The following is a 21,409-nucleotide window of genomic DNA, read 5'->3' on the forward strand; positions in this document are numbered from 1 at the left end:
TCCGCCTGCCGGCTTTCGTCGCCAGAAGGCCGCGAGGGTCGCGGTCACACCGACGAAGGAGCATCCCGATGAGCGAGCACGACGACAGCTACGAGCCGCATCACGAATCATCCCCCACCGACCACGTCCTGTCCGAACTTCAGCTTTATGGCTACCGTCCCTTTGCGGACGAACCCGACGGAAGGCCGCTACCCGAGGGCAACCAAGTCGCCGGCGCCATCGCCGATATCTTCGACGCCCTGATCGTCACCTTGGAAGACACCCGCCTCGAGCCCGACCTCGACGATCTTCTCTGGTCGACTGTCAACGTCTTCCACCGCGCCACCGACCGGATCGAGCGCGAGCTGGACGACAACGAGCAGGCGCAGCGCCGCGGGCAACGCGAACAGGACGGCTCCGAAGTGAAGGCGGTCGAGCTGGAGCGCCTGACGGCCGAAGGGCAGACGATGATCGAGCGTCGCAACGCCTTCGAGCTGATGCGCGACCAGGCCGGCGAGCATTACGAACGGCATACCGGATCACCCTGGCGTCCCCGCAGCGGATCGATGGTCAACCACCGCAACCTGACCTCGGCGATGATCGACAGCCGCGACTTCCTTGCCGCAAAGAAGCGCGCCGACAACGAGGTGCTGCTGCCGGCCGGCCCAAAGATCGCGATCACCGGCGGGCTCGACTTCAACGATCACCGACTGATCTGGGCGAAGCTCGATCAGGTCCACGCCAAGCATCCCGATATGGTGCTGATCCACGGCAAATCGCCGAAGGGCGCCGAAAAGATCGCCTCCCGCTGGGCCGACCATCGCAAGGTCCCGCAGGTTGGGTTCGCTCCAGACTGGACGAAACACGCCAAGGCCGCGCCGTTCAAGCGCAACGATCAGATGCTCGACATTCTGCCGATCGGGGTCATGCACTTCCCGGGCACCGGCATTCAGGACAACCTCGCCGACAAGGCGAAGAAGCTCGGCATCCCGGTCTGGAAATTCGGCACGGGTGGCGCGTGAGCGCCATCCACTATCCCAGCATCTCAGGCCGGAATTGGGATCGCCGGCTGATGACTTTGCCGGACACCATGAACACACCGTCGCCGGTATAATGCAGCGTCTCGGGATGCTTCGGCGACGACGCGACATGCGCCCTCACCACCTCGAAAATGAAGAAATTGTACTTCTCGACCAGCGCATCGTCGTGCAACCGGCATTCGAAGCTGGCATGGCACTCGCCGATCAACGGCGCATCGACCTCGTCGGCGTCTTCGGCCGTCAGCTTGAAATGGGCGAACTTGTCGATTTCGCTTCCAGACGTATTGCCGATCCCGACCACCGTGTCGGTCAATGCGGTCGTCGGCAGGTTGATGACGCATTCGCCGCTGTTGCGGATCATCTCGAAGCTGTGATTGCCGCCGGAGATCATCAGGCCGACGAGTGACGGCGAGAACTCCAGGATGGTCTGCCAGCCGAGCGTCATGATGTTGGTCTTGCCCTCCCATTTCGAGGACACCAGCACGATCGGGCCTGGCTCCAGATAGCGGCGCACCTGACCGACGGGGAAATCGCTCTTCTTTGGGATCTTCGTCATGCAACGACCTCGCAGACAGTTACTCGTGCCGCATCATAGCGCCCGGTGTCGGCGGTATCACGACCGGTTGGATGCTTGGCGGATCCGGCAGACGCATCGAAGTCCAATCGTCTGGTCGCTCCTCTGACTGACGGAAAACCACCCCCGCATCCATTCGCTGATCCTTGGTCCAGCCGAGGGCCTGACGCCATCAACCCGTAAAGGGTCGGCTATGCGAGCATGCCGCCGCTTTGCTTCGCCGACGCGGTGATTGCGGCCCTCGGCCGGACACATCGGGCGCCTGTCACGCGGGGGATGGTCCCCCGCCTCCAAGACAGGAGCCGGTACAATGTCCCTCAAAGACGCACATGCCTACGCCTTCAGCCTCGCCACGACCCTCATGGTCGCGATTATCATCTTCAAGGCAGGCGACGGCACCCATTCTGTCACGCCCATCACCGAGTTCGACGGCGACGCCGAGGTCGTCGCGGAGATCGATCCCTTCGCCCCCTGATCGGGGCGCGATGGCCAGTCGAGGATGCGGAAATCGAACCGATTTCCGCTCCCGTCGGCGGTCATCTTCCGCTATACTTCAGATCGCGCCGTGGTGGTGGTGGAAGGCGCGACCGTCAGACCTTTATCTCACGGAGACCACCACCATGATCTTCATTGGTATCCTCGCCAGCATCGCCGCAATCGGCGCCCTGTGCTGGCTATTGTTCACACTGGCCGTCTTCGCGCTGCCGTTCTTCGCGGGCGTTAGCGCCGGGACGTGGGCCTATCAGACCGGCGCCGGCTGGCTCGGCGCGATCATCGTCGGCCTCATCGCCGCCGCACTGACCCTCGGCCTTGGGCAGTTCCTGCTCGCCTTCATCCGTCCGCTCTGGATACGCCTCGCGATCGCTGTCGCGTTCGTCGCGCCCGCAGCGCTCGCCGGCTACCACGCGACGCATGGCATCGTGAAACACACCATGCCCTCCGACACCTGGCAGATCATCTTCTCCGTCATCGGCGCAATCGCCGTTGGCATCACGGCGCTGATCCGGGTGACAGCAATGGCCGCGCCCGGGTCAACCGGGCAGAACGTCGCGCGCGCCTGACATCGTTACCGGCGGCGGCAGCACGGTGGGTTGATGTCTTACGTGTCGCGCTCCTCGTCGTCAGGGTCGCTTGCAATCGCGTTGATCGGACCGACGGCTACCTCCGCCCGACAAGCCATTCCCTCGGTGACGGTGTTGGGGGCAACGCCGTGACAGCACGCCCGACGGTGCGAGTGCCAACAGGACGCGATCTCGTTGGCGACGGGCAGGAGTTTGCAGGACATTGGTTCTGACGGAACCGGGTGACATCGCGATGTCTCGACGTGACCACGGTCATATCGGTTGAGGATGGTCGCCACGTTCTCCTGTGATGTGTCTCTGTCAGGTCGACCGCTCCAAAACGGCCTCTTCAATGGGCTGATCTGGCCGAAGGTCGGCTGCGCCTCGATCGCCTATGCCGCAACAGCGGCGTCAAAACTTTCTTCCCCTGCCGGCTGCGCCGTCATTCCTCGCGAGACAAGAAAGCCCCTCCTTTGCTGTCAGGCCCCTGCGGGGTGCGCCGTCAATCGCCTCCGGCCTGTCGATCGCCATCGAGGCCGCAATGGTGCGGGCTCGGAACAGAGTTCAAGGAGAACTATCATGGCGACCATCGGCACCTTCAAGAAGACCGGCAACAACGAGTTCACCGGCGAAATCGTCACTCTCAGCGTCCAGACCAAGAACGTCCGCATCGTCCCCGATGCCCGCGCCACCGGCGAGAACGCCCCCAGCCATCGCGTCTTCGTCGGCCGCGCCGAGATCGGCGCCGCCTGGTCCAAGACCTCCAACGAGGGCCGCGCCTATCTGGGCCTGAAGCTCGACGACCCCAGCTTCAACGCCCCGATCTACGCCAACCTCTTCGACGATGAGGACGGCGAAGGCTTCAGCCTCATCTGGTCCCGCCCGAACGGCCGCCGCAACGGCGACTGAGGCCGGCGCGACGCCCCGCCCGGTTGACCCGGGCGGGGCCGATCGCTTTGTGGGCGACCGAATCAGTTTGGGTTCGAGCGACTGTCAGGCAAGGCCGTAAAGGCAGTATCAGGTAGCATCGACCGTCAAGAACGACTATTATAGTCGTAGTTCTAGTGTGCGCGACGGTCTGAGTGGGAGGTGATCATGCATGATCACCGCCCGACAATCGCGGGCCGCACGCGCGTTGCTCGGATGGAATCAGGAGACGCTCGCTGACAAGGCCCAGGTATCACTGACCGCGCTCAAACGCCTCGAATCCGCAAGCGGACTCGAGGTGTACGAGACCACGCGCGATCAGGTGCGTCGGGCGCTTGAAGGCCACGGCATCCTCCTCCTGACCACCGACCAAGGCGAAGGAGTGATGGTGGTTCGTGGGAAAATCGACAAGCGATAGCGTCTCCCTTGCCAACCGCATGCCTTCGGTACGCCGTTGCCATCACCGGCGCAGATTTTGCTGCGATGCAACCGACACACGGTTAACAAATGCCACCGGAATGAATAAGAATGACCTCAGGGGACCGGTGTGACCAAGACAGATTTCCTAGACCAACCGCCTGATAGCGCGGTGCTCACGCCCTATGATCGCGAGCATCTGAAAACCTATCTGCGACTGCTAGATGCCGAGGCCGACGGCGCGTGCTGGGAAGAAGCGGTCACCGTTATATTCGGCCTCGACCCTGACAAAGATGCCCAGCGGGCTGCGCGCGTCTACGCCACCCACCTGGCCCGCGCGAAATGGATGACCGAGAACGGCTTTCGCCATCTGGTCCGGTCGAGCTACCACTGATCTGGCGGTGATGCGGAATCTGCATCACGTTGCGCCACCTTCGAACTTCCCAAGCCAAAGACAACTTGGAATCGTGTTCTTCGTGTCGCTCGCCCCAGAGAGGCGCGGACAGGAGAGTAAAATCATGTCTGAGGAAGGAAGTTGGAGAACTGGTTCGACCTATGACTATATTGATGATCTGAATGCGCCAGATATCGCGTGGGAGTTTCTGCGGAGAAACCACGATTACCGACGCGAATATTCAGCGCTACAGCGTTTAGGGCATCTCGCTCCGGACAAGGCGTGGGCCTTATCCGATCGCTGGGGGTTGTCTTTTCGCTACAGACCCGGCTCTCAATGCCTCTACTGTGGCTATCTCCTGGACCCTTACCGCCGATCCGTTCAAGCTTCTCCTCGCTCCGTCACCCGCATTACCCGCTGGTACAGCGGTCACTAGGAAAGAAATTCCCTCCGCGCTCTTCGCTTCCGATGGAACTGTCCGGATCGTCGTCGACGGCGAGGTGTTCGACATCGTGCTCCACGGAGACATCAGCGACACGCCGCTCGCAGCGCTTGTCATACTGGATGACGACACGCCTGATCGGATCCTCGCGCTCGACCGTTTCTGGTCAACGATACGGGCACGGAAAGCACGGCCAGACGAACGCTTGACGCCACAACGGCGTCAACGATTGCGTGCTATGCTAAGGGCCGTTGACGCACACGATGACGGCGCGAGCTACCGCGTCATCGGCGAAACGCTCTTCCCGGACCATCAGATCGACGTGAAATCGTGGGTCGGAAACTCAGTTCGTGAAACAACGATCCGCCTCGTGCGCGACGGCCTGAAACTCGTCGAAGGCGGCTACCGCTCCCTCCTACGCCGACCCCGCCGATCATAGTCTGTCGTCGATCGCGTGCGGCGTGTCGAAATTAGATTCCTATCTTCGACATCGTCCGACCCACCGCCTTCACGCCACCGTGCTCTCGAACCGCCGCCTGACGGCAGCGGCCCCCAACGAGACCACGGAGGCTCGACAATGGCCGAAACTACCGCCGGCATCCCGCCACGCTACCTGCGCACGCAGGAAGCCGCTCGTTTCCTCGGACTGTCCGAGCGCACGCTTGAGAAGCACCGCACCTACGGCACCGGCCCGGCCTACCGGAAGCTCGGCGGCCGAGTCGTCTACGCCATTGATGACCTTCAGACCTGGGCCGATCGCGGCCTCGTCAGCTCGACCTCCGATCCGCGCGGCACCGTGCTCCCCGCCAAGAGGCAGGAGCCCTCCGATCGCCGCTTTGCCGGCCGTCAGCCGCGCTGAGACGACCTGCCATGTCGTCCCGTCACACTCAGCATGACGAGCGTGCGCAGCTCGATCTGTTTCGGGCGCTGCCCGGCGATCTCGCGCCGCGCGACGCGCAGGACCTCATGGCCTATCCGTTCTTCTCTCTGGCCAAATCGAAGCGCCTGACGCCGATCGACTTCAAGGCGGGTTCGGTGAAGATCCGCGTCGAAGCCGTGCCCGAACACGGCATGGCGACGATCTGGGACGCGGATGTCCTGATCTGGGCGGCCTCGCAGATCGTCGAAGCCCGTGACGTCGGCTTGCGCCCGTCACGCCTCATGGCGACCACCCCCTATGAAATTCTGAACTTCATCGGCCGCGGCGTGTCGCTTCGCGACTACGACCGTCTCAAGGCCGCGCTCGACCGATTGCAGTCGACAACCATCGCGACATCGATCCGCCAGCCGACCGAGCGGCGGATGCATCGCTTCTCCTGGATCAACGAGTGGAAAGAGAAGGCCGACCATCGCGGTCGCCCGCTCGGGCTCGAACTGATCGTACCCGACTGGTTTTACGGCGCCGTCCTCGACGACGCGCTCGTGCTGACGATCGATCGCAAATACTTCGATCTCACGGGCGGGCTGGAGCGCTGGCTTTACCGCCTGGTGCGCAAGCACGGCGGCAAGCAGGAGTTCGGCTGGAGCTTCGACTTCCCGCACCTCCACGCCAAGTCCGGCAGCCTCTCGCCGCTCAAGCACTTCGCCTACGACCTGCGCGACATCGTCCGCCGCCAGCCGCTGCCGGGCTACCGGCTCACCATCGAGCAATGCCTCGGCGGCCCTGAAATCCTGTCCTTCGCACCAACCGATCCTGACGCGCTCGGCATCCTGCGCCGCCGTCGCCGCTCGACAACTCGCCCTGGGGATAAGCTGTGAATAGCCTCGTGCTATCAGGGACCGGCACTATCGTGCCATCGGGGACCGGACTCTCGTGCTATCGGGGACCGAAATCGTCGATTCATCGCGCTGAATCAGCAGCTTGCGAGCCCTGTAACTTATCTAACCTAGATTCCTACGGAATCTTTCTAACGGAACCCGCGTTTTCGACCGCTGTGGACGAGTCCCCGATCGCCGGGAGACCGTCATGATCGTCGCGCTCCTCAACCAGAAGGGCGGCGTCGGCAAGACGACGCTGGCGCTGCATCTCGCCGGCGAATGGGCTCGCAGCGGCAAGCGCGTCACGTTGATCGACGCCGACCCCCAGGGCTCGGCTCTGGACTGGTCGCAGCAACGCAGCCGGGAGGGATTGCAGCGGCTCTTCGGTGTCGTTGGCTTGGCGCGCGACACCCTGCATCGCGAAGCGCCGGAGCTGGCGCGCGATGCCGACCATGCCGTCATCGACGGGCCACCCCGCGTCGCCAGCCTCATGCGCTCGGCGCTGCTCGCAGCCGATCTTGTGCTGATCCCGGTCCAGCCGTCGCCCCTCGACGGTTGGGCTTCGGCCGAGATGCTTGCTCTGCTCGGCGAAGCACGCATCTACCGTCCGCAGCTTGCCGCGCGCTTCGTGCTGAACCGCTGCGCGGCCCGCACGGTGCTCGCGCGCGAAACCGCCGAGACGCTTGCGGATCACGACCCACCATTGCTCGCGACCACCATCGGTCAGCGCATCATTTTTGCCGACGTCGTGCAGACCGGCCGGATCGCCGCCGAACAGGACGCGGATTGTCCGGGCGCGCGGGAGATCGCCGCGCTCGCAGCCGAAGTCGCGAGGATCGGCGCATGAGCGAACGATCCCCCAAGCGCGGTTTCGCATCCCGGCCGGGTAGTCCGGAGAGCTGGATCAAAGCGCCCGATCGCCAGGCGCAGCGCGCTGAGCCCGCCGACGACTTCTCGGCCAGGCTGACCATCGACGTCACCGCCGACATGCGCGGCCGGATCAAGATCGCGGCCTTCCAGCGCGGCCAGACTGTCGCCGACATGCTCCGCGCCCTGTTCGAACGCGAATTCCCGCCAGCCCAAGGAGACGACAGATGACCGGCCTTGCCGCCGCATCCGCGCGCGCCGGCCGCGCTGCCGCCGCGCCACCAGACGATCTCACCCAGGTCGAACTCGTCTGGATCGAGAAGCAGCTCGAGCACTGGATCCGCTTCGGCCGCGAGGTGCGCGAACAGGTGCTCGACCGCCGTCGCCGTATCCTCTTCTTCCCTCCCGGCACGACCTTCGCGCTGGTGCGCTGGGCCGCGAACGAGCACGGCACCGTGCTCTCCCGCCTCGACATCCTGCGCGCTGTCGCTCCCGGCGAACCTTGCCAGACAATCCCGACCGTGACGCCTGGCGGCGACATCCTGCTGCGCGTCGATGGCTGGCCGAAGGTGGAGCGCATGCTCCAGCTCATCGACGCCATTGAGGCCGTCGGTATCGATCCCGTCGAAGTCGCGCCCGATCACTGGCGGCACGTTCACAACCGCCTTGCCGTCGGCGAGGCGCCGCGCGCCTACACGATGCAGCGCCATCGCGCCTTCCTCCTGACGCAGAGGATCGGCGCATGACTCGGCTCGGCTACGCCATCACCACGACGGCTGCGGTGTCGTTGCTCGGCATCCTCTCGCTCGTATCGTTCGCGCCGAAGCTGATCTGGAATGCGTCGGCCAGCACGCCGATCGGCCTCTACACCATCGCGCCAGACCCGTCCCCGGAAGTCACCGATCTGGTCGCCGTACGCGCGCCCGAGCCGCTCGCAAGCTTCCTCGCCGAGGGCGGTTATCTGCCGCGCGGCGTGCCGCTGATCAAGCACGTCGTCGCGCTTCCTGGCCAACGGGTTTGCAGGGCGGGCCTCGCCATCACTGTCGATACCGTGCCGATGGGCGATGCGCTCGATCGCGATCGTCGCGGCAATCCGCTGCCTGTCTGGCAGGGCTGCCGCGTCGTCGCCGAGGGCGAACTGTTCCTGATGAACTGGCAGGTCCCCGACAGTCTCGACGGCCGCTACTTCGGCCCGCTTCCCGCCTCCGCCGTGATCGGCCGGGCCATCCCTCTCTACACCGACGAGGACGGCAATGGCCGCTTCGTCTGGCGCGCGCCGACGCGGTGACGACGTGCCCATTCCCAATCTCACCGCAATCCCAAGGAGGAAATCATGTCCCTGATCGGTCAATTCACATGCGACGATAACGGCTTCATCGGCCATTTGGCGACGCTCCTGCTGCACCAGGACATCATCATCATTCCGGCCGAGTCGTCCGACGCCGAGAATGCGCCAGATTTTCGCGTTCACGTCTTCGACGGCATGAATAACGAACCCGGCGCCGAGATCGGCGCCGGCTGGAAGCGCACCGGCGAGAAGGCTGGCGACTATGTCTCGCTCCAGCTCGACGATCCGACGTTCAGCCAGCCGATCCGCGCGAATCTCTTCCAGTCGGCCGACGACAAGTCCGCCTGGGGGCTGCACTGGAACCGTCCGCCCCGGCGCAGCGAGCGGGACTGAGCGATGTCGGCCCGCCGCCATCGTGCTGTCGTCGAGCGGTCGAGTACCGCCCGGCGCACAGCCTTCCTTCTCCTTTCCGGCCTGCTGGTCGCCGCGCCGCTTTGCGCCAACGTGAATGCGCAGACCGTATCGGCCGAGCGCCCTTCTCGCCTCGATCCCTACGCCGCCCTGATCGCCGAGGCCGCGCAACGGTTCGGCGTTCCGGAGCGCTGGATTCGTGCCGTCATGCGGGTCGAAAGCGCCGGTGACATGCGCGCGATCTCTTCGGCCGGAGCGATGGGCCTGATGCAGATCATGCCGGCCACATGGGCCGAGTTGCGCGCTCGACATGGTCTCGGCAACGATCCCTACGACCCTCGCGACAACGTCCTCGCGGGCGCAGCGTACCTGCGCGAGATGCACGATCGCTACGGCTCGCCGGGCTTTCTGGCGGCCTACAATGCCGGTCCCGGCCGCTACGAGGAATATCGCGCGACCGGTCGCCAACTGCCGGCGGAAACGCGAGCCTATGTCGCCGCTCTCGCACCGATCATCGGCGGCGGCGATCTCGCTGCCCCCGTCACGGTGGCGACCGCCGATCCGCTCGCCTGGACCCGCGCGCCGCTCTTCATCGTGCAGGTCGATAGCAGCGCGGGTGCAGTCCAGCGGCAGCGGGACGGCGATCCGGCTGCACCTTCTGCGCAGGAGTCCGCGCGCGATCCGGTCCTGCCTGCACCGCGATCGGACGGTCTGTTCGTGGCGCGAACCGATACTGCGGGGCCGCGATGAGGGGCTTCGCACTTCATGCGGCATTGTCGGGCTCTGGCGCGGATTTGGCGTCAGAGGCGGGAAGAGCAGGCAGCACAACCGAACGATGGCGAGATAAAAGCGCGCGAGGTGCGGCTTGGTGCGGTTGTGTGTTTTCAGGGGCTTATGGCGCATTGGCGCGAGGTGCGCCTGATCGGCGCAGGCTGCGCATCCGCCATTTCACCAAGGATTGCCGCGCGATTGCGCGATGTGCGGGACCTCGGCCATGAGCGGCGAGGACGATTTCCGCATCCGGCCAGGCCGCATCCGCTCGACCCGCGCTCAGCAGGCGCGGCCCTTCATCGCCCAGGCGTTGGCGGCCGCCCAGCGCGCCGGCGGCAGCGTCTCGCGCTCCGGCAAGATCAGCTCGGGCAACCGCTCGCGGTTCGGCCGCGGCCAGCGCGCGGCCGTCCAGGCCAACCGGCTGCTCACCAGCCGATCGCGCAACACCGTCATCAAGACGCGCGTCGTCCGTCATGGCGCTCGCGCCGCGCCGCTTTCCGCCCACCTCAGCTACCTGCGGCGCGAAGGTGTCACCCGGGATGGGGAGAAGGCGCGGCTGTTCGGTCCTGAGACCGAGGACGCCGATGCCAAGGCCTTCGCCGAGCGGACCCAGGATGATCGGCATCATTTCCGGTTCATCGTCTCGCCCGAGGACGCCACGGAGATGTCCGACCTCAAGACCTATGCCCGCGACCTGATGGGGCAGATGGAGAAAGACCTCGGCACGAAGCTCGACTGGGTCGGTGTCGATCACTGGAACACGGATAATCCGCACGTCCACATCATCCTGCGGGGACGCACCGATGACGGCCAGGACCTGGTCATCTCGCGCGACTACATCAAGGAAGGCATGCGCGCCCGCGCGCAGGATCTCGTCACCCAAGAGCTGGGGCCGCGCACCGATCACAAGATACGCCGCGATCTCGAACGCCAGATCGAGTCGGAACGCTGGACCAATCTCGACCGCCAACTTTCGCGCGACGCCTATCGCACCGGCGTCGTCGATCTCGCCCCGCATCCTAATCGCCAGCCCGACGAGTTCCACGCGATGAAGGTCGGCCGGCTGCGGAAGCTGGAGACACTCGGCCTTGCGGATCAGATCGGCCCCGGCCAATGGGTCGTATCGGAGAATGCCGAGGCGACGCTGCGCGAGCTGGGCGAGCGTGGCGACATCATCAAACGCATCCATCGCGGGCTGACCGAACGCGGCATCGAGCGCGGCGCCGCGAGCTATGTGCTCGCCGGCGAGAGCATCAACGATCCTGTCGTCGGCCGGTTGGTCGATCGCGGTCTCGACGACGAGCTGAAGGGCACGGCCTACGCCGTGGTCGATGGAACCGACGGACGGACCCACCACATCAAGCTGCCCGACCTCGACGCCGCCGGAGACAGCGCGCCGGGTTCGATCGTGGAGCTGCGCAAGTACGACGACGCGCAGGGACGACGTCGCGTCGCGCTCGCAGTCCGCTCCGATCTTGACATCGAACGGCAAGTTCACGCGACCGGCGCCACATGGCTCGACCGTCAAGCGATCGCCCGCGAGCCCGTCGCGCTCGGCGGTGGCGGCTTCGGCGCCGAGGTGCGCGAGGCTATGGACCGCCGTGCCGACCATCTCGTCGGCCAAGGTCTCGCCGAGCGGCAAACGCGCGGCATCAGCTTCTCACCGGGGCTGATCGACACGCTGCGCCAGCGCGAGGTCGACGCCCTTGGCGAGAAGCTTGCGGCCGAGACCGGTCGGCAATTCTCGAAGGCCGCGGCTGGCGAATATGTGGGCGGCACCTACCGCCAGCGCTTCGCGCTCGCGTCGGGCCGCTTCGCCATGATCGACGACGGCCTCGGCTTTCAGCTCGTGCCCTGGTCGCCGTCCCTCGAACGCCAGATCGGTCAGCACGTCTCCGGCGTCTCGCGCGGCGCTGGCGGCGTCGACTGGAGTTTCGGCCGCAATCGCGGCCTCGGCATGTAGCCCAATCAAGAAAGGAGTGCCCGCCATGTCGGCGACCAAAATCCTATGGGGCCAGATCCTCACCGTCTTCCTGATCGTGCTGATGACGACCTGGGCGGCGACGCAGTGGACAGCCTATCGGCTAGGCTTTCAGCCCCAGCTTGGACTTCCGTGGTTCGAACTGGCTGGCTGGCCGATCTACTATCCCCCCGCCTTCTTCTGGTGGTGGTATTTCTACGATGCCTATGCCCCGCCGATCTTCATCGAGGGGGCCTATATCGCCGCGTCCGGCGGCTTCATCTCCATTGCCGTCGCGATCGGCATGTCCGTCTGGCGGGCGCGCGAAGCCAAGAACGCCGAGACCTTCGGCTCCGCCCGATGGGCCGCTGCTCGCGAAGTGAGTGCCGCGGGCCTGCTGGGCGCGGATGGCGTCATCCTGGGCAAGTTCGAGCGCGACTATCTCCGCCATGATGGTCCGGAGCATGTGCTGTGCTTCGCTCCCACGCGATCCGGCAAGGGTGTCGGCTTGGTCGTGCCGTCACTGCTAACCTGGCCGGGCTCGGCCATCGTCCACGACATCAAGGGGGAGAACTGGACGCTGACGGCGGGCTTTCGATCCCGGCACGGCCGCGTGCTGCTGTTCGATCCGACCAACGCGAAGTCGGCCGCCTACAATCCTCTGCTTGAGGTCCGCCGCGGCGAGTGGGAGGTCCGCGACGTTCAGAACATCGCCGACATCCTGGTCGATCCGGAAGGCTCGCTGGAGAAGCGGAACCACTGGGAGAAGACCAGCCACGCGCTGCTGGTCGGCGCGATCCTGCACGTCCTTTACGCCGAGGCCGACAAGACCTTGGCGGGTGTTGCCGCCTTCCTCTCCGATCCGAAGCGGCCGATCGACTCGACGCTGGCCGCCATGATGAGGACGACCCATCTCGGCGAGGCCGGACCCCATCCGGTGATCGCCAGTGCGGCCCGCGAGCTGCTGAACAAATCCGACAACGAGCGATCGGGCGTGCTGTCCACCGCCATGTCTTTCCTCGGCCTCTACCGCGATCCCGTCGTCGCCGAGGTCACGCGGCGCTGCGACTGGCGCATCACCGACATTGCCGGCGGCAAGCATCCGACGACGCTCTACCTCGTCGTGCCGCCGTCGGACATCAATCGGACCAAGCCACTGATCCGTCTGATCCTCAATCAGATCGGTAGACGGCTTACGGAGGATCTGAATGCGAAGGGCAATCGCCACCGGCTGCTGCTCATGCTCGACGAATTCCCGGCGCTGGGCCGCCTCGACTTCTTCGAAAGCGCGCTGGCCTTTATGGCCGGCTACGGCCTCAAAGCCTTCCTGATCGCCCAGTCCTTGAACCAGATCGAGAAGGCTTATGGGCCGAATAATTCGATCCTCGACAACTGCCATGTCCGCGTCAGCTTCGCGACCAATGACGAACGGACCGCCAAGCGTGTCTCGGACGCGCTCGGCACCGCGACCGAGATGCGCGCGATGAAGAACTATGCCGGTCATCGCCTGTCGCCCTGGCTGGGCCACATGATGGTCTCGCGCTCGGAGACAGCCCGGCAACTGATGACGCCCGGCGAGATAATGCAGCTTCCGCCATCCGACGAAATCGTCATGGTCGCCGGCACCCCGCCGATCCGCGCGAAGAAGGCGCGATATTATGAGGATCGCCGGTTTCAGGAGCGCATCCTGCCGCCGCCGAACTTGTTGAAACCGGCAAAGGCCCAATCCGACGACTGGAGCACGCTGGCCCTGCCGGCGGTGCCGGCGGTCGCGATGGCCGTCAGCGGCGACGCATCGGAGGACGAGGATACGACGGACTCTGAGCGCCGGCACCAGCCGGAGCTCAGCCGCTCGAAACCCGTCGAGCCTAAGCCACCCATCGAAAACGAGTTCGAGATCGATCCCCGCGACGACGCCGATGAGGACGCCGCGCGTCTCTCCCGCTTGAATCAGACCATGCGCCAAGTCGCGCGCCAGGCGTCGCTCGATCCCGACGACGGCATCGAGCTTTAGGAGACACCATGGCAAAGCCTCCCAAAAAGCAGCGCCTATCGGTGTATCTCGAACCAGACGTCATGAAGGCGCTCGCCGCGCACGCCGCCCGGCGCGATCAATCCCTCTCGCTGATCGCGGAAGCCGGCATCGCCTCCTTCCTGTCACCTGATGCTGCCGAACGGCAGGAGGCGGCAACGACGAAGCGGCTCGATCAGCTCGACCGTCGCATGGCGCGCATGGAACGCGACCTTGGCATAGCCGTTGAGACGCTCGCCGTGTTCATCCGCTTCTGGCTGACGACAAACCCGCCGCTACCTGAGCCCGCACAGGCTGCGGCGCGCTCGAAAGCAGGCGAGCGCTACAAGGCGTTCGTGACCGCCCTCGGCCGGCGACTCGCTCATGGGCCGAAGCTTCGGCAGGAGATTTCCGAGGACCTGCCCTCGTCTATCGACACCCGCACAAACGCGGTCGAAAGATAGGGTTGGTACACGCCCCATCCTACGTTGCCGCAAGTTCAGTCCCATGGTCGGCACGTCGGTTCCCCCTCCGATTTCCCCGCTAGAAGATGCTCTGATGACTGTCTTCAGCAGGTCATCATTGTCATGACCCACGCAGGCGCCCGACTCGCACCCAGTATCACTGACACAGGCTGATTAGTGCGCGACCATAAAGCGCCCACCTGCAACAGCATCATCGGGAACGATATTCTGGATTTCGGAGAGGGCTTCCTCGGTCAACTGCAAGGGCGACGCAAGTGCTTCGGTTAGCCGATCGACAGTGCGCACGCCGACGAGGGGAATGATATCTGCCCCTTGGCTGGAGACCCATGCATTCAGACGATAGGCCATGCGAAAGCACATCGCGGTCTTTGGTCGTGACGTAGACGTAAATCCAATATTTGGTCGATGACTGCCCCTCCTGTCACGACGTACTTCCAGCATTACATATTGACATCAGATGCGTTTTTTGTCACAATGCGCATATGCCTGCACCAATTTCAGACTCCGATAGTGCCGTACGCCGGACCAGAATCCTGGAAGCTGCGCGCTGGTGCTTCTTGAATTTCGGCTTCACCAAGACGTCACTTGAGGACATCGCCAAGCGGGCAAATCTCTCCCGAACGCTCTTGTACCGGACGTTCAAGGACAAGAGCGAAATCTACGAGGCGGTCTTCATCGATTGGCTCATTTCCAGGCGGCCTAGGGCAGAAGAAGCAGCTGCCGATCCAGGACATCCCCGTGACCGCCTGCTCATCGTCTGCCGCGCCATGGTTCTGGAGCCTTGGGCGGAGATGATCTGTACACCGATGGGAAGCGAGTTCCTCGAGGCGTGCGCGCAAATCGCTCCGAAGAGCGAGGCGCTTTACCGCGAAGTCGTGCTTGGCAGCGTGACGATTATTTTGGGCGACCAAGCCAGCGCGGAGGTTTTCCTCTTGGCAATGGACGGTTTGCTTTCCGATCAACCATCAATTGCGGCTCTGGAGCAGCGCACTCAGATCTTGGCTGAGCGCTTCGCAGCTATTCCGCTGAACAAAGGATAATTCCATGACGAGGTCGCGCGACACGCAAGAACTTATTGTTGTCACCGGGGCCTCTAGCGGAATCGGCGCGGCCATCGCGCAAGAAATGGCTCGGCGTGGCTATCTTGTTCTCGCCGGTGTGCGGCGCGAACAGGACGCACATCACATCCAAGGACCGAACATCGAACCGGTGTTTATCGACATAACACGCATGGAGGATGTCACAGCCCTCGCTCATCGCATTGATGCCGACCCGCTTGGGAGACCATTGCGGGCGATCGTCAACAATGCTGGCATCGGCGCCAACGCCCCGATTGAGGTTTTCAACCTTGATGCGTGGCGCAGGCTATTCGAAGTAAATTACTTCGGCCACATCGCGGTGACGCAAAAATTGCTGCCGGCACTTCTCCGCAGCAAAGGCCGAGTCATCAACATCAGCTCCGTGGGTGGCAGAGTCGCTATGGCAACTTACGGCCCGTATGGCGGTGCAAAGTTTGCGCTGGAGGCGTTGAGCGACTCCCTTCGTAGGGAACTGGCCCCTTTGGGCGTTGACGTGGTCGTCATCGAGCCGGGAGCTGTCCAGACTAAAATATCGGGTCGGGCGATTGCTACGGCGAACAACGTAGCCTCCGAAATGACGCCAGAACAGACCGAACGCTATGGCTCTCTTATCCATGCAGTAACCGCACAAGCGGCAGCAGCTGACAAAACGGGGGTGAAGGCTTCCGTCGCAGCCAATGTCGTCGCCAAGGCAATTACTTCGCGCAAGCCCCGCACCCGCTATGGCGTGGGCAGCGAAGCCGCCCTGATCGGCATCATGAACATGCTTCCTGACAGGGTCGTGGACCGGCTGCTCGCTGCTGTTCTGCGCCGCTATATCCCAAAGACCGATCCCAAGGACACTCTCTCAGCACGGAGTTGACCCGATAATCCTATCGCCCGCCGGCACGCCAATCCGCCGGCCACGATTCCCGACAACTCCGCAGTTGAGGACCTACGTTGGTGACGGCTTCGCACAACAGATCGCTTCAGAGCACGGGCGCAATTGTGTCTCGAACATTCGTAAGCGGAGAGGCCTTTCGATCGAGGCGGCAGGCGCCAAAATAGCCTGACTCGTCAAGGAGGCCTTTCGCATCAATGCCACTGGCCTCGATCTGAAGGATTGCAATGAAGCATCGCTCTTGCTTCCCGGCTCTTCTGACCGGATCGAGGCGAAGAGGGACTAGGGCTGCGGTAGAAAGGCGGCGCGCATTGCCGAGATGTACGTTTCTTCCGATGTTTCCCTACGCGCCTTTGAGAGATTATTGGCTTCGATCCCCACGATATATCGCAGTTGATCTTTGCCATCTTCGGCAGCTTCAACCATGGCGGCTACGACCTGCTGCGATGTCGTCGGTTCGGTTTCGGCGAAATGCATCATGAGTGTGTTCATGTGATCCGCATAAGCTCTGTAGGCGGGATCGGGGATTGGTGTATTTGAATGCCATCGCGTCTGGGCGACGAAGTTCGTTGATGGGACAAAGCCTGGCTCGATGATCTTCACATGAATATTGAGCCGCGAGAGCTCATACCACAATCCTTCAGAAAATCCCGACGCGTTTAGAAAGCCTTGTTGATCGCCATTTTAACTGTTCTACCACGGGCATTGGCCGAGAAAGCGTCGTAGTTGAAATCAATGCGCAAAGCACGGCATTAACGTTGAACGCGTTCCGCTCGCGCGGCGTCGCAAGAAGATTGCGCCGATAGCCGTCATCGGAACGCTACCATCACCAGGCGGTCAAACATCCGGTCCGATAGATGGCGCCGCAACAAGAGTAAGGGGCGCGCCATCAAACCTCCGCTGTATCGAACCGCCGGTCGTCTTGCCTTCAGTGCACGCACGACCAAGTCGGAGACGAGGCTTGGGGGTGGAGCCTTCCGGCCCTGCATCTTGCTGAGCTTGGTGACCATGTCTGCGTAGGCGCCATTGCCTGAATGCCGCTCCGCTTCTTCCCGGGCGATCCCCTCCCACTCAGAGGCAATTCCACCCGGCTCTATCACAATGACGTCGATGCCGAACTGTCGGACCTCGTTGCGAAGCGCGTCGGAATAGCCCTCAAGCGCGAACTTGGATGCATGATACCAGCCTCCAAGCGGCAACGCGAACTTCCCCCCGATCGAGGAAATGTTGACGATCTTGCCGGAGCCGCGCGATCGCATATGCGGCAGGCAGAGCTGCACGATCCGCGCGAGCCCGATCAGGTTGGTCTCAAGCTGGCGCCGTCCCTCGGTAATCGGCACGTCTTCGAGAGCGCCATATTGGCCATATCCGGCCGCGTTGATCAGCACGTCGATCCGCGACCGCTCCCGCAGGATCCGATCAATCGTTGCAATCGCCGAGGCATCGTCGGTGACATCGAGCGCGACGGCGGTTGCGCCTGCGGCTTGAAGATCCGCCATCCGCTCGACCCGGCGGGCGGCGGCATAGACCGTGTAGCCCTCGGTAATGAGGCGACGAGCGATATCCTTGCCCATACCGGACGAAGCCCCCGTGACAAGGGCAACGAGTTTCGAAGTTTTGTCCAATGCATGTCACTCCTGCTGTTTTCAACGAGTGACACATCAGATAGACTGTGGGGATACCCCACAGTCAAGAGGTGCTGTGTGCTCATCAATGAATTGGCCAAGATGGCGGGCATGTCGAAGGACGGCATCCGGCACTATGAGGAGATGGGATTGATCGCCTCGAGGCCCCGCCAGGCGGGAAGTCGGGTTTACCGCGATTATGATCCCACTGTGTTAGAGACGATCGAACATGTTCGCCAAGCTCAACAGCTCGGCTTTTCGCTCAAGGAGATCGGGCCGCTGTTGAAGGCCTATGGTTCGGTGCGTCCCAGCAGGAGGCAGACGATCGAGTTCCTTGAAACCCGACTTGTAGTAATTCGGGAAAAACAGGCCGCGCTGCGCGAGATCGAAGATTTCATTTGCGAAAAACTCCAACGTTACCGGAGCGCATAAGCTGCCGAACCAGCCATCACCTGAGCGATATAGCTGACTTCAAGGCTCGCGAGCCATGATCTCGCGACCGCACTAGGACGAATCGACATTCAGGATTCCCAAATCGCTTTAAGGCTGATTGATAGGCAGCCGTTGAAGCACGGAGTCTCTGGATGGCAGCCAGCCGATATGAATTGAGCGACGTTGAATGGGCAAAGATTGCGGCGTTGCTGCTTGGCAAAGCTGGTGATCCCGGGCGCACTGGCTCGGCATTGCCGCTCTATCCCTCCAGAAGCGCGGGCGCTTGGGTTACCCGAGCCCGCACAGGCTGCGGCGCGCTCGAAAGCAGTCGAGCGCTACGAGGTGTTCGTGACCGCCCTCGGCCGGCGAGTCGCTCACGGGCCGAAGCTTCGGCAGGAGATTTCTGAAGATATCGCGCCCAAGCGCGGCGCGGCGCGTCCATTTGCTGCTTCGCCAGGCAATGCGCCCGTAAATGCAGGCGGACGACGCTCATAAACGACATCGATGAATAAGCATATCAAGTATCGATTTCTGGAATGTGCCACGCACGCCTATTCTGACCCGAGCGTTGAACAACTCGAGTGAGAGCCATGAAAACTGCCGTCATTACCGGAGGATCGAGGGGCATCGGCCGAGCGAGCGCAATCGCGCTGGCACGCCAGGGTCACGCGGTCGTCATCAATTATGCGAACTCGACGGCAGATGCCGAGACGACAGTCCGTGAGATCGAGGCGTTTGGCGGAACGGCCATCAAGGTAGGCGCCGACGTCTCGTCCGGTGAGGACGTTCGCGACCTGTTCACAACGGCCACAAAGGCCTTCGGCGGCGTCGACGTCCTCGTTGCGAGCGCTGGCGTGATGGCGCCGTCTGCGATCGCAGACGCCACCGACGAAGAATTCGATCGACACTTTCAAACCAACGTGCGCGGCACGTTCAACGCCTTTCGCGAGGCCGCGCGCCAAGTGCGCGACGGCGGCAGACTGATCGGCTTCTCGAGCACCACGCTCGCCCTGAACGCTCCCGGCTACAGCATCTACAATGCCACGAAGGGCGCCGTCGAAGGCATGGTCCGCGTCATCGCCAAAGAACTCGGATCGCGTGGCATAACGGTGAACGCCATCGCTCCTGGCCCGGTCGAGACCGAGTTGTTTTTACGCGGAAAGTCCGACGCCGATATTGATCGCATGGCTGCCATGGCCCCGCAGAAGCGCATCGGACGACCCGATGATATCGCCAATCTTGTGACCTTCCTGGCGTCTCCAGAAGCGGCTTGGATCAACGGCCAGGTCGTGCGCGCAAATGGAGGCATCGCATGACCGAGGACACCCAGATCATTGTCGTGACCGGTGCGGGATCCGGCATCGGTCACGCCATTGCAACAACTCTCGCACACGCCGGACACACCGTGTATGCGGGTCTGCGACTGGCACGGCCGGATGCAGAGAAGCGAGCCAGTGCAATACGTGATCTGGCCGCCGCCGAGAATATTGACCTGCGGATCGTGGATCTCGACGTCCTGTCGGAGGCGAGTTGCCGCGCCGCCGTTGATCAGATCCTGGTCGAGCAAGGCCGGATCGATGTCGTCGTCAATAATGCCGGCATGCTCATGACCGGCATTACCGAGGCATTCGATCCAGACCAGCTCCAAAGGATTTTCGATACCAACGCGACGTCGTGGCTGCGCGTCAACCGCGCTGTGCTGCCGGTCATGCGTCGGCAGCGCAGCGGCACGCTTGTCTATACCGGCAGCACGACCGCCCACATTTCGGAGCCATTCCTGGGCCCGTACGCCGCGGCCAAGGCTGCCGGGGACGTTCTGGCGGAGGTAATGGGCATGGAGACGCGGCCCTTTGGCATCGACACCATCATCATTGTCCCGGGGGCGTTTACCACGGGAACCGAGCATTTTGCTCACGCCGTCGCGCCAGCGTTCCCAACGATCGTCGCCCAGTATGGCGAACTTCCCGCCAGGGCCGAGACCCTCGGTGAGCGGCTGCAGGCCATCGATGACGCCAACGGCGGGTCCTTGGACGCCACGGCCGTGGGTGAAGCTCTGCGTGACGCGCTCACCAAGCCGGTCGGCAAACGGCCATACCGCATTTTCGTGGATGGCCAGAAGAAGGGTGTCGAGGACATCCTGGCCATTCAGGATGCGCGACAAGCCGCACTTCTAGAAGAATTCGGCCTCTCCGACCTTACCCCACCGGCATTTTGAGCGTCGGACCGACCATTCCCGTCATCAGGAAAACCAGCCATGGAAAAGTTGACGTTCGCCGCCGGGGCGCTTGCTGCCTTGACGGCTCAAGGACCAGATGCGGCAAGTCTGCAAACGATCGCGCCGACTGAGGCGGCCACTATCGTCAGGCCGCTCTATGAGGCTTTGACGGCTTCGAGGGCGGACGAGGTGCGCTCTCGGCTGGAAGCCGCGACCTCGCCGGACTGGCAGAATTGCAGCTCCAACGACGCATGCGAAACGCGGGACGCCACGATCGCGCGTTGGAGCGCCCGCATCGCTCGGCTCCCCGATTTTCGGTTCGACATCAGAGAAATCCTCGTCTCCGGCAGCCGGATTATCGTTCGCAGCCAAGCGACAGGGGCGCCGACCGAACCGTTTATGGGTATTGCGCCCGAAGGGCGGTCCTTCGCAATCATGACGCTCGACGTCCATGAAGTAGAGGGTGGGAAGATCGTTCGCACCTATCACATCGAGGACTGGGGGCGAGCCGTGCGTCAGCTTCGTGGCGAGCAATAGCCCCTGCGATACGAAAAGGCGTACCATCGCGTTATCGGAAGGCAGTGCTTGGTGCATTGCAAGGTGCTGAAGAATCGCTCGCGCGTTTTGGCGATGCACGGCTCCAGCTCGCCAGCCTTGTGCGCGTGAGCGCGCGGCGGCGAATTCAGCCGTGCTTAATCAGCGCCGCGTCTGCTGGTCAGCGCGGACTCGGGCAGGCGACGAACGGCGGCGGCAAGGAACCGGGGCATCGAAGTGGCGCCGCCGACTCTAGCAC

At 63.2% G+C, this 21,409-nt stretch carries 29 protein-coding genes and 1 pseudogene; 26 read left to right on the forward strand and 4 right to left on the reverse strand.

Going from position 1 to position 21,409, the window contains the following annotated elements; translation table 11 throughout:
• Positions 1-68: 68 nt before the first annotated feature.
• Positions 69-1,001: a DUF2493 domain-containing protein gene (locus AC5JDC_RS05110; RefSeq protein WP_495839706.1), complete on the forward strand. Its 933-nt coding sequence runs from the start codon at positions 69-71 to the stop codon at positions 999-1,001.
• A gap of 10 nt (positions 1,002-1,011) precedes the next feature.
• On the opposite strand, the gene AC5JDC_RS05115 is transcribed toward AC5JDC_RS05110, so the two are convergent.
• A complete protein-coding gene (locus AC5JDC_RS05115; RefSeq protein WP_495839708.1) occupies positions 1,012-1,575 on the reverse strand; it encodes a flavin reductase family protein in 564 nt (187 codons plus the stop codon).
• Positions 1,576-1,903: 328 nt separating this feature from the next.
• Between AC5JDC_RS05115 and AC5JDC_RS05120 the strand changes: the two genes are divergently transcribed.
• The 18 genes from AC5JDC_RS05120 (at position 1,904) to AC5JDC_RS05205 (ending at position 14,364) form a co-directional block, all read left to right on the forward strand.
• Positions 1,904-2,068 carry a hypothetical protein gene (locus AC5JDC_RS05120; protein WP_495839710.1) on the forward strand — a complete coding sequence of 55 codons (165 nt, stop codon included), beginning with the start codon at positions 1,904-1,906 and terminating at the stop codon, positions 2,066-2,068.
• A 145-nt stretch (positions 2,069-2,213) separates the two neighbouring features.
• Positions 2,214-2,654 carry a hypothetical protein gene (locus tag AC5JDC_RS05125; RefSeq protein WP_495839712.1) on the forward strand — a complete coding sequence of 147 codons (441 nt, stop codon included), beginning with the start codon at positions 2,214-2,216 and terminating at the stop codon, positions 2,652-2,654.
• 579 nt (positions 2,655-3,233) lie between these two features.
• Positions 3,234-3,563, forward strand: a complete 330-nt coding sequence (locus AC5JDC_RS05130; protein ID WP_495839714.1) for a DUF736 domain-containing protein — start codon at positions 3,234-3,236, stop codon at positions 3,561-3,563.
• Between the two features lie 190 nt (positions 3,564-3,753).
• Complete coding sequence (locus AC5JDC_RS05135) at positions 3,754-3,999, forward strand: helix-turn-helix domain-containing protein (protein ID WP_008830084.1); 246 nt, start codon at positions 3,754-3,756, stop codon at positions 3,997-3,999.
• A 129-nt stretch (positions 4,000-4,128) separates the two neighbouring features.
• On the forward strand, positions 4,129-4,392 hold the full coding sequence (locus tag AC5JDC_RS05140; RefSeq protein ID WP_494700102.1) for a DNA -binding domain-containing protein: 264 nt from the start codon (positions 4,129-4,131) through the stop codon (positions 4,390-4,392).
• A gap of 124 nt (positions 4,393-4,516) precedes the next feature.
• Positions 4,517-4,828: a transcriptional regulator domain-containing protein gene (locus AC5JDC_RS05145; RefSeq protein ID WP_495839718.1), complete on the forward strand. Its 312-nt coding sequence runs from the start codon at positions 4,517-4,519 to the stop codon at positions 4,826-4,828.
• Complete coding sequence (locus tag AC5JDC_RS05150; RefSeq protein WP_495839720.1) at positions 4,740-5,273, forward strand: DUF2285 domain-containing protein; 534 nt, start codon at positions 4,740-4,742, stop codon at positions 5,271-5,273. Before AC5JDC_RS05145 ends, AC5JDC_RS05150 begins: the two co-directional genes overlap by 89 nt.
• 138 nt (positions 5,274-5,411) lie before the next feature.
• On the forward strand, positions 5,412-5,693 hold the full coding sequence (locus tag AC5JDC_RS05155) for a helix-turn-helix transcriptional regulator (protein ID WP_243979105.1): 282 nt from the start codon (positions 5,412-5,414) through the stop codon (positions 5,691-5,693).
• Positions 5,694-5,704: 11 nt separating this feature from the next.
• Positions 5,705-6,592 (forward strand): replication initiator protein A, encoded by an 888-nt coding sequence (locus AC5JDC_RS05160; protein WP_495839722.1) that lies wholly within the window; start codon positions 5,705-5,707, stop codon positions 6,590-6,592.
• Positions 6,593-6,800: 208 nt separating this feature from the next.
• Complete coding sequence (gene parA, locus AC5JDC_RS05165) at positions 6,801-7,439, forward strand: ParA family partition ATPase (RefSeq protein ID WP_495839724.1); 639 nt, start codon at positions 6,801-6,803, stop codon at positions 7,437-7,439.
• Positions 7,436-7,690, forward strand: coding sequence for a hypothetical protein (locus AC5JDC_RS05170; RefSeq protein ID WP_495839726.1), 255 nt, complete (start codon positions 7,436-7,438; stop codon positions 7,688-7,690). The genes parA and AC5JDC_RS05170 overlap by 4 nt, the downstream gene beginning before the upstream one ends.
• Positions 7,687-8,205, forward strand: coding sequence for a DUF2840 domain-containing protein (locus tag AC5JDC_RS05175; RefSeq protein ID WP_495839728.1), 519 nt, complete (start codon positions 7,687-7,689; stop codon positions 8,203-8,205). The genes AC5JDC_RS05170 and AC5JDC_RS05175 overlap by 4 nt, the downstream gene beginning before the upstream one ends.
• Positions 8,202-8,747: a S26 family signal peptidase gene (locus tag AC5JDC_RS05180; protein ID WP_495839730.1), complete on the forward strand. Its 546-nt coding sequence runs from the start codon at positions 8,202-8,204 to the stop codon at positions 8,745-8,747. Before AC5JDC_RS05175 ends, AC5JDC_RS05180 begins: the two co-directional genes overlap by 4 nt.
• A 45-nt stretch (positions 8,748-8,792) precedes the next feature.
• Entirely contained in the window at positions 8,793-9,140 is a 348-nt protein-coding gene (locus AC5JDC_RS05185) for a DUF736 domain-containing protein (protein ID WP_495839732.1), read from the forward strand.
• A gap of 3 nt (positions 9,141-9,143) precedes the next feature.
• Positions 9,144-9,908, forward strand: coding sequence for a lytic transglycosylase domain-containing protein (locus tag AC5JDC_RS05190; RefSeq protein ID WP_495839734.1), 765 nt, complete (start codon positions 9,144-9,146; stop codon positions 9,906-9,908).
• A gap of 244 nt (positions 9,909-10,152) precedes the next feature.
• On the forward strand, positions 10,153-11,892 hold the full coding sequence (locus tag AC5JDC_RS05195; RefSeq protein WP_495839736.1) for a relaxase/mobilization nuclease domain-containing protein: 1,740 nt from the start codon (positions 10,153-10,155) through the stop codon (positions 11,890-11,892).
• Positions 11,893-11,917: 25 nt separating this feature from the next.
• Positions 11,918-13,903: a conjugal transfer protein TraG gene (locus AC5JDC_RS05200; protein ID WP_495839738.1), complete on the forward strand. Its 1,986-nt coding sequence runs from the start codon at positions 11,918-11,920 to the stop codon at positions 13,901-13,903.
• 8 nt (positions 13,904-13,911) lie between these two features.
• The gene (locus AC5JDC_RS05205) at positions 13,912-14,364 is read left to right on the forward strand and encodes a CopG family transcriptional regulator (protein ID WP_495839740.1); all 453 of its coding nucleotides are present in this window, start codon (positions 13,912-13,914) and stop codon (positions 14,362-14,364) included.
• Positions 14,365-14,538: 174 nt separating this feature from the next.
• Here AC5JDC_RS05205 and AC5JDC_RS05210 read toward each other — a convergent pair whose 3' ends face one another.
• Entirely contained in the window at positions 14,539-14,733 is a 195-nt protein-coding gene (locus AC5JDC_RS05210) for a hypothetical protein (RefSeq protein WP_495839742.1), read from the reverse strand.
• A gap of 134 nt (positions 14,734-14,867) precedes the next feature.
• Between AC5JDC_RS05210 and AC5JDC_RS05215 the strand changes: the two genes are divergently transcribed.
• Positions 14,868-15,425 carry a TetR/AcrR family transcriptional regulator gene (locus AC5JDC_RS05215; RefSeq protein ID WP_495839744.1) on the forward strand — a complete coding sequence of 186 codons (558 nt, stop codon included), beginning with the start codon at positions 14,868-14,870 and terminating at the stop codon, positions 15,423-15,425.
• 4 nt (positions 15,426-15,429) lie between these two features.
• Positions 15,430-16,326 (forward strand): SDR family NAD(P)-dependent oxidoreductase, encoded by an 897-nt coding sequence (locus AC5JDC_RS05220; protein WP_495839746.1) that lies wholly within the window; start codon positions 15,430-15,432, stop codon positions 16,324-16,326.
• Positions 16,327-16,626: 300 nt separating this feature from the next.
• Here AC5JDC_RS05220 and AC5JDC_RS05225 read toward each other — a convergent pair whose 3' ends face one another.
• Complete coding sequence (locus tag AC5JDC_RS05225) at positions 16,627-16,980, reverse strand: hypothetical protein (RefSeq protein WP_495839748.1); 354 nt, start codon at positions 16,978-16,980, stop codon at positions 16,627-16,629.
• 173 nt (positions 16,981-17,153) lie between these two features.
• A complete protein-coding gene (locus tag AC5JDC_RS05230) occupies positions 17,154-17,969 on the reverse strand; it encodes an oxidoreductase (protein WP_495839750.1) in 816 nt (271 codons plus the stop codon).
• Positions 17,970-18,047: 78 nt separating this feature from the next.
• On the opposite strand from AC5JDC_RS05230, the gene AC5JDC_RS05235 reads away from it, so the two are divergent.
• The 5 genes and pseudogenes from AC5JDC_RS05235 to AC5JDC_RS05255 all read left to right on the forward strand — a co-directional run bounded on the left by AC5JDC_RS05235 (position 18,048) and on the right by AC5JDC_RS05255 (position 21,153).
• Positions 18,048-18,401 carry a MerR family transcriptional regulator gene (locus AC5JDC_RS05235; RefSeq protein WP_495839752.1) on the forward strand — a complete coding sequence of 118 codons (354 nt, stop codon included), beginning with the start codon at positions 18,048-18,050 and terminating at the stop codon, positions 18,399-18,401.
• 288 nt (positions 18,402-18,689) lie between these two features.
• A pseudogene (locus AC5JDC_RS05240) lies at positions 18,690-18,896 on the forward strand (hypothetical protein); the annotation flags it as partial.
• A 95-nt stretch (positions 18,897-18,991) separates the two neighbouring features.
• Positions 18,992-19,717 (forward strand): SDR family oxidoreductase, encoded by a 726-nt coding sequence (locus tag AC5JDC_RS05245; RefSeq protein ID WP_495839754.1) that lies wholly within the window; start codon positions 18,992-18,994, stop codon positions 19,715-19,717.
• Complete coding sequence (locus AC5JDC_RS05250; RefSeq protein ID WP_495839756.1) at positions 19,714-20,616, forward strand: SDR family oxidoreductase; 903 nt, start codon at positions 19,714-19,716, stop codon at positions 20,614-20,616. The genes AC5JDC_RS05245 and AC5JDC_RS05250 overlap by 4 nt, the downstream gene beginning before the upstream one ends.
• Positions 20,617-20,655: 39 nt before the next feature.
• The gene (locus AC5JDC_RS05255; RefSeq protein WP_495839758.1) at positions 20,656-21,153 is read left to right on the forward strand and encodes an ester cyclase; all 498 of its coding nucleotides are present in this window, start codon (positions 20,656-20,658) and stop codon (positions 21,151-21,153) included.
• Positions 21,154-21,409: the final 256 nt, after the last annotated feature.

This window comes from Kumtagia sp., from assembly GCF_059502445.1.

What these genes read in the sequence shown, in the direction of transcription:
- AC5JDC_RS05110 (WP_495839706.1), top strand. Translation starts at nt 69, where the DNA reads ATGAGCGAGCACGACGACAGCTACGAGCCGCATCACGAATCATCCCCC.
- AC5JDC_RS05115 (WP_495839708.1), bottom strand. Translation starts at nt 1,575, where the DNA reads ATGACGAAGATCCCAAAGAAGAGCGATTTCCCCGTCGGTCAGGTGCGC.
- AC5JDC_RS05120 (WP_495839710.1), top strand. Translation starts at nt 1,904, where the DNA reads ATGTCCCTCAAAGACGCACATGCCTACGCCTTCAGCCTCGCCACGACC.
- AC5JDC_RS05125 (WP_495839712.1), top strand. Translation starts at nt 2,214, where the DNA reads ATGATCTTCATTGGTATCCTCGCCAGCATCGCCGCAATCGGCGCCCTG.
- AC5JDC_RS05130 (WP_495839714.1), top strand. Translation starts at nt 3,234, where the DNA reads ATGGCGACCATCGGCACCTTCAAGAAGACCGGCAACAACGAGTTCACC.
- AC5JDC_RS05135 (WP_008830084.1), top strand. Translation starts at nt 3,754, where the DNA reads ATGATCACCGCCCGACAATCGCGGGCCGCACGCGCGTTGCTCGGATGG.
- AC5JDC_RS05145 (WP_495839718.1), top strand. Translation starts at nt 4,517, where the DNA reads ATGTCTGAGGAAGGAAGTTGGAGAACTGGTTCGACCTATGACTATATT.
- AC5JDC_RS05155 (WP_243979105.1), top strand. Translation starts at nt 5,412, where the DNA reads ATGGCCGAAACTACCGCCGGCATCCCGCCACGCTACCTGCGCACGCAG.
- AC5JDC_RS05160 (WP_495839722.1), top strand. Translation starts at nt 5,705, where the DNA reads ATGTCGTCCCGTCACACTCAGCATGACGAGCGTGCGCAGCTCGATCTG.
- parA (WP_495839724.1), top strand. Translation starts at nt 6,801, where the DNA reads ATGATCGTCGCGCTCCTCAACCAGAAGGGCGGCGTCGGCAAGACGACG.
- AC5JDC_RS05170 (WP_495839726.1), top strand. Translation starts at nt 7,436, where the DNA reads ATGAGCGAACGATCCCCCAAGCGCGGTTTCGCATCCCGGCCGGGTAGT.
- AC5JDC_RS05175 (WP_495839728.1), top strand. Translation starts at nt 7,687, where the DNA reads ATGACCGGCCTTGCCGCCGCATCCGCGCGCGCCGGCCGCGCTGCCGCC.
- AC5JDC_RS05180 (WP_495839730.1), top strand. Translation starts at nt 8,202, where the DNA reads ATGACTCGGCTCGGCTACGCCATCACCACGACGGCTGCGGTGTCGTTG.
- AC5JDC_RS05185 (WP_495839732.1), top strand. Translation starts at nt 8,793, where the DNA reads ATGTCCCTGATCGGTCAATTCACATGCGACGATAACGGCTTCATCGGC.
- AC5JDC_RS05190 (WP_495839734.1), top strand. Translation starts at nt 9,144, where the DNA reads ATGTCGGCCCGCCGCCATCGTGCTGTCGTCGAGCGGTCGAGTACCGCC.
- AC5JDC_RS05195 (WP_495839736.1), top strand. Translation starts at nt 10,153, where the DNA reads ATGAGCGGCGAGGACGATTTCCGCATCCGGCCAGGCCGCATCCGCTCG.
- AC5JDC_RS05200 (WP_495839738.1), top strand. Translation starts at nt 11,918, where the DNA reads ATGTCGGCGACCAAAATCCTATGGGGCCAGATCCTCACCGTCTTCCTG.
- AC5JDC_RS05205 (WP_495839740.1), top strand. Translation starts at nt 13,912, where the DNA reads ATGGCAAAGCCTCCCAAAAAGCAGCGCCTATCGGTGTATCTCGAACCA.
- AC5JDC_RS05210 (WP_495839742.1), bottom strand. Translation starts at nt 14,733, where the DNA reads ATGGCCTATCGTCTGAATGCATGGGTCTCCAGCCAAGGGGCAGATATC.
- AC5JDC_RS05215 (WP_495839744.1), top strand. Translation starts at nt 14,868, where the DNA reads ATGCCTGCACCAATTTCAGACTCCGATAGTGCCGTACGCCGGACCAGA.
- AC5JDC_RS05220 (WP_495839746.1), top strand. Translation starts at nt 15,430, where the DNA reads ATGACGAGGTCGCGCGACACGCAAGAACTTATTGTTGTCACCGGGGCC.
- AC5JDC_RS05245 (WP_495839754.1), top strand. Translation starts at nt 18,992, where the DNA reads ATGAAAACTGCCGTCATTACCGGAGGATCGAGGGGCATCGGCCGAGCG.
- AC5JDC_RS05250 (WP_495839756.1), top strand. Translation starts at nt 19,714, where the DNA reads ATGACCGAGGACACCCAGATCATTGTCGTGACCGGTGCGGGATCCGGC.
- AC5JDC_RS05255 (WP_495839758.1), top strand. Translation starts at nt 20,656, where the DNA reads ATGGAAAAGTTGACGTTCGCCGCCGGGGCGCTTGCTGCCTTGACGGCT.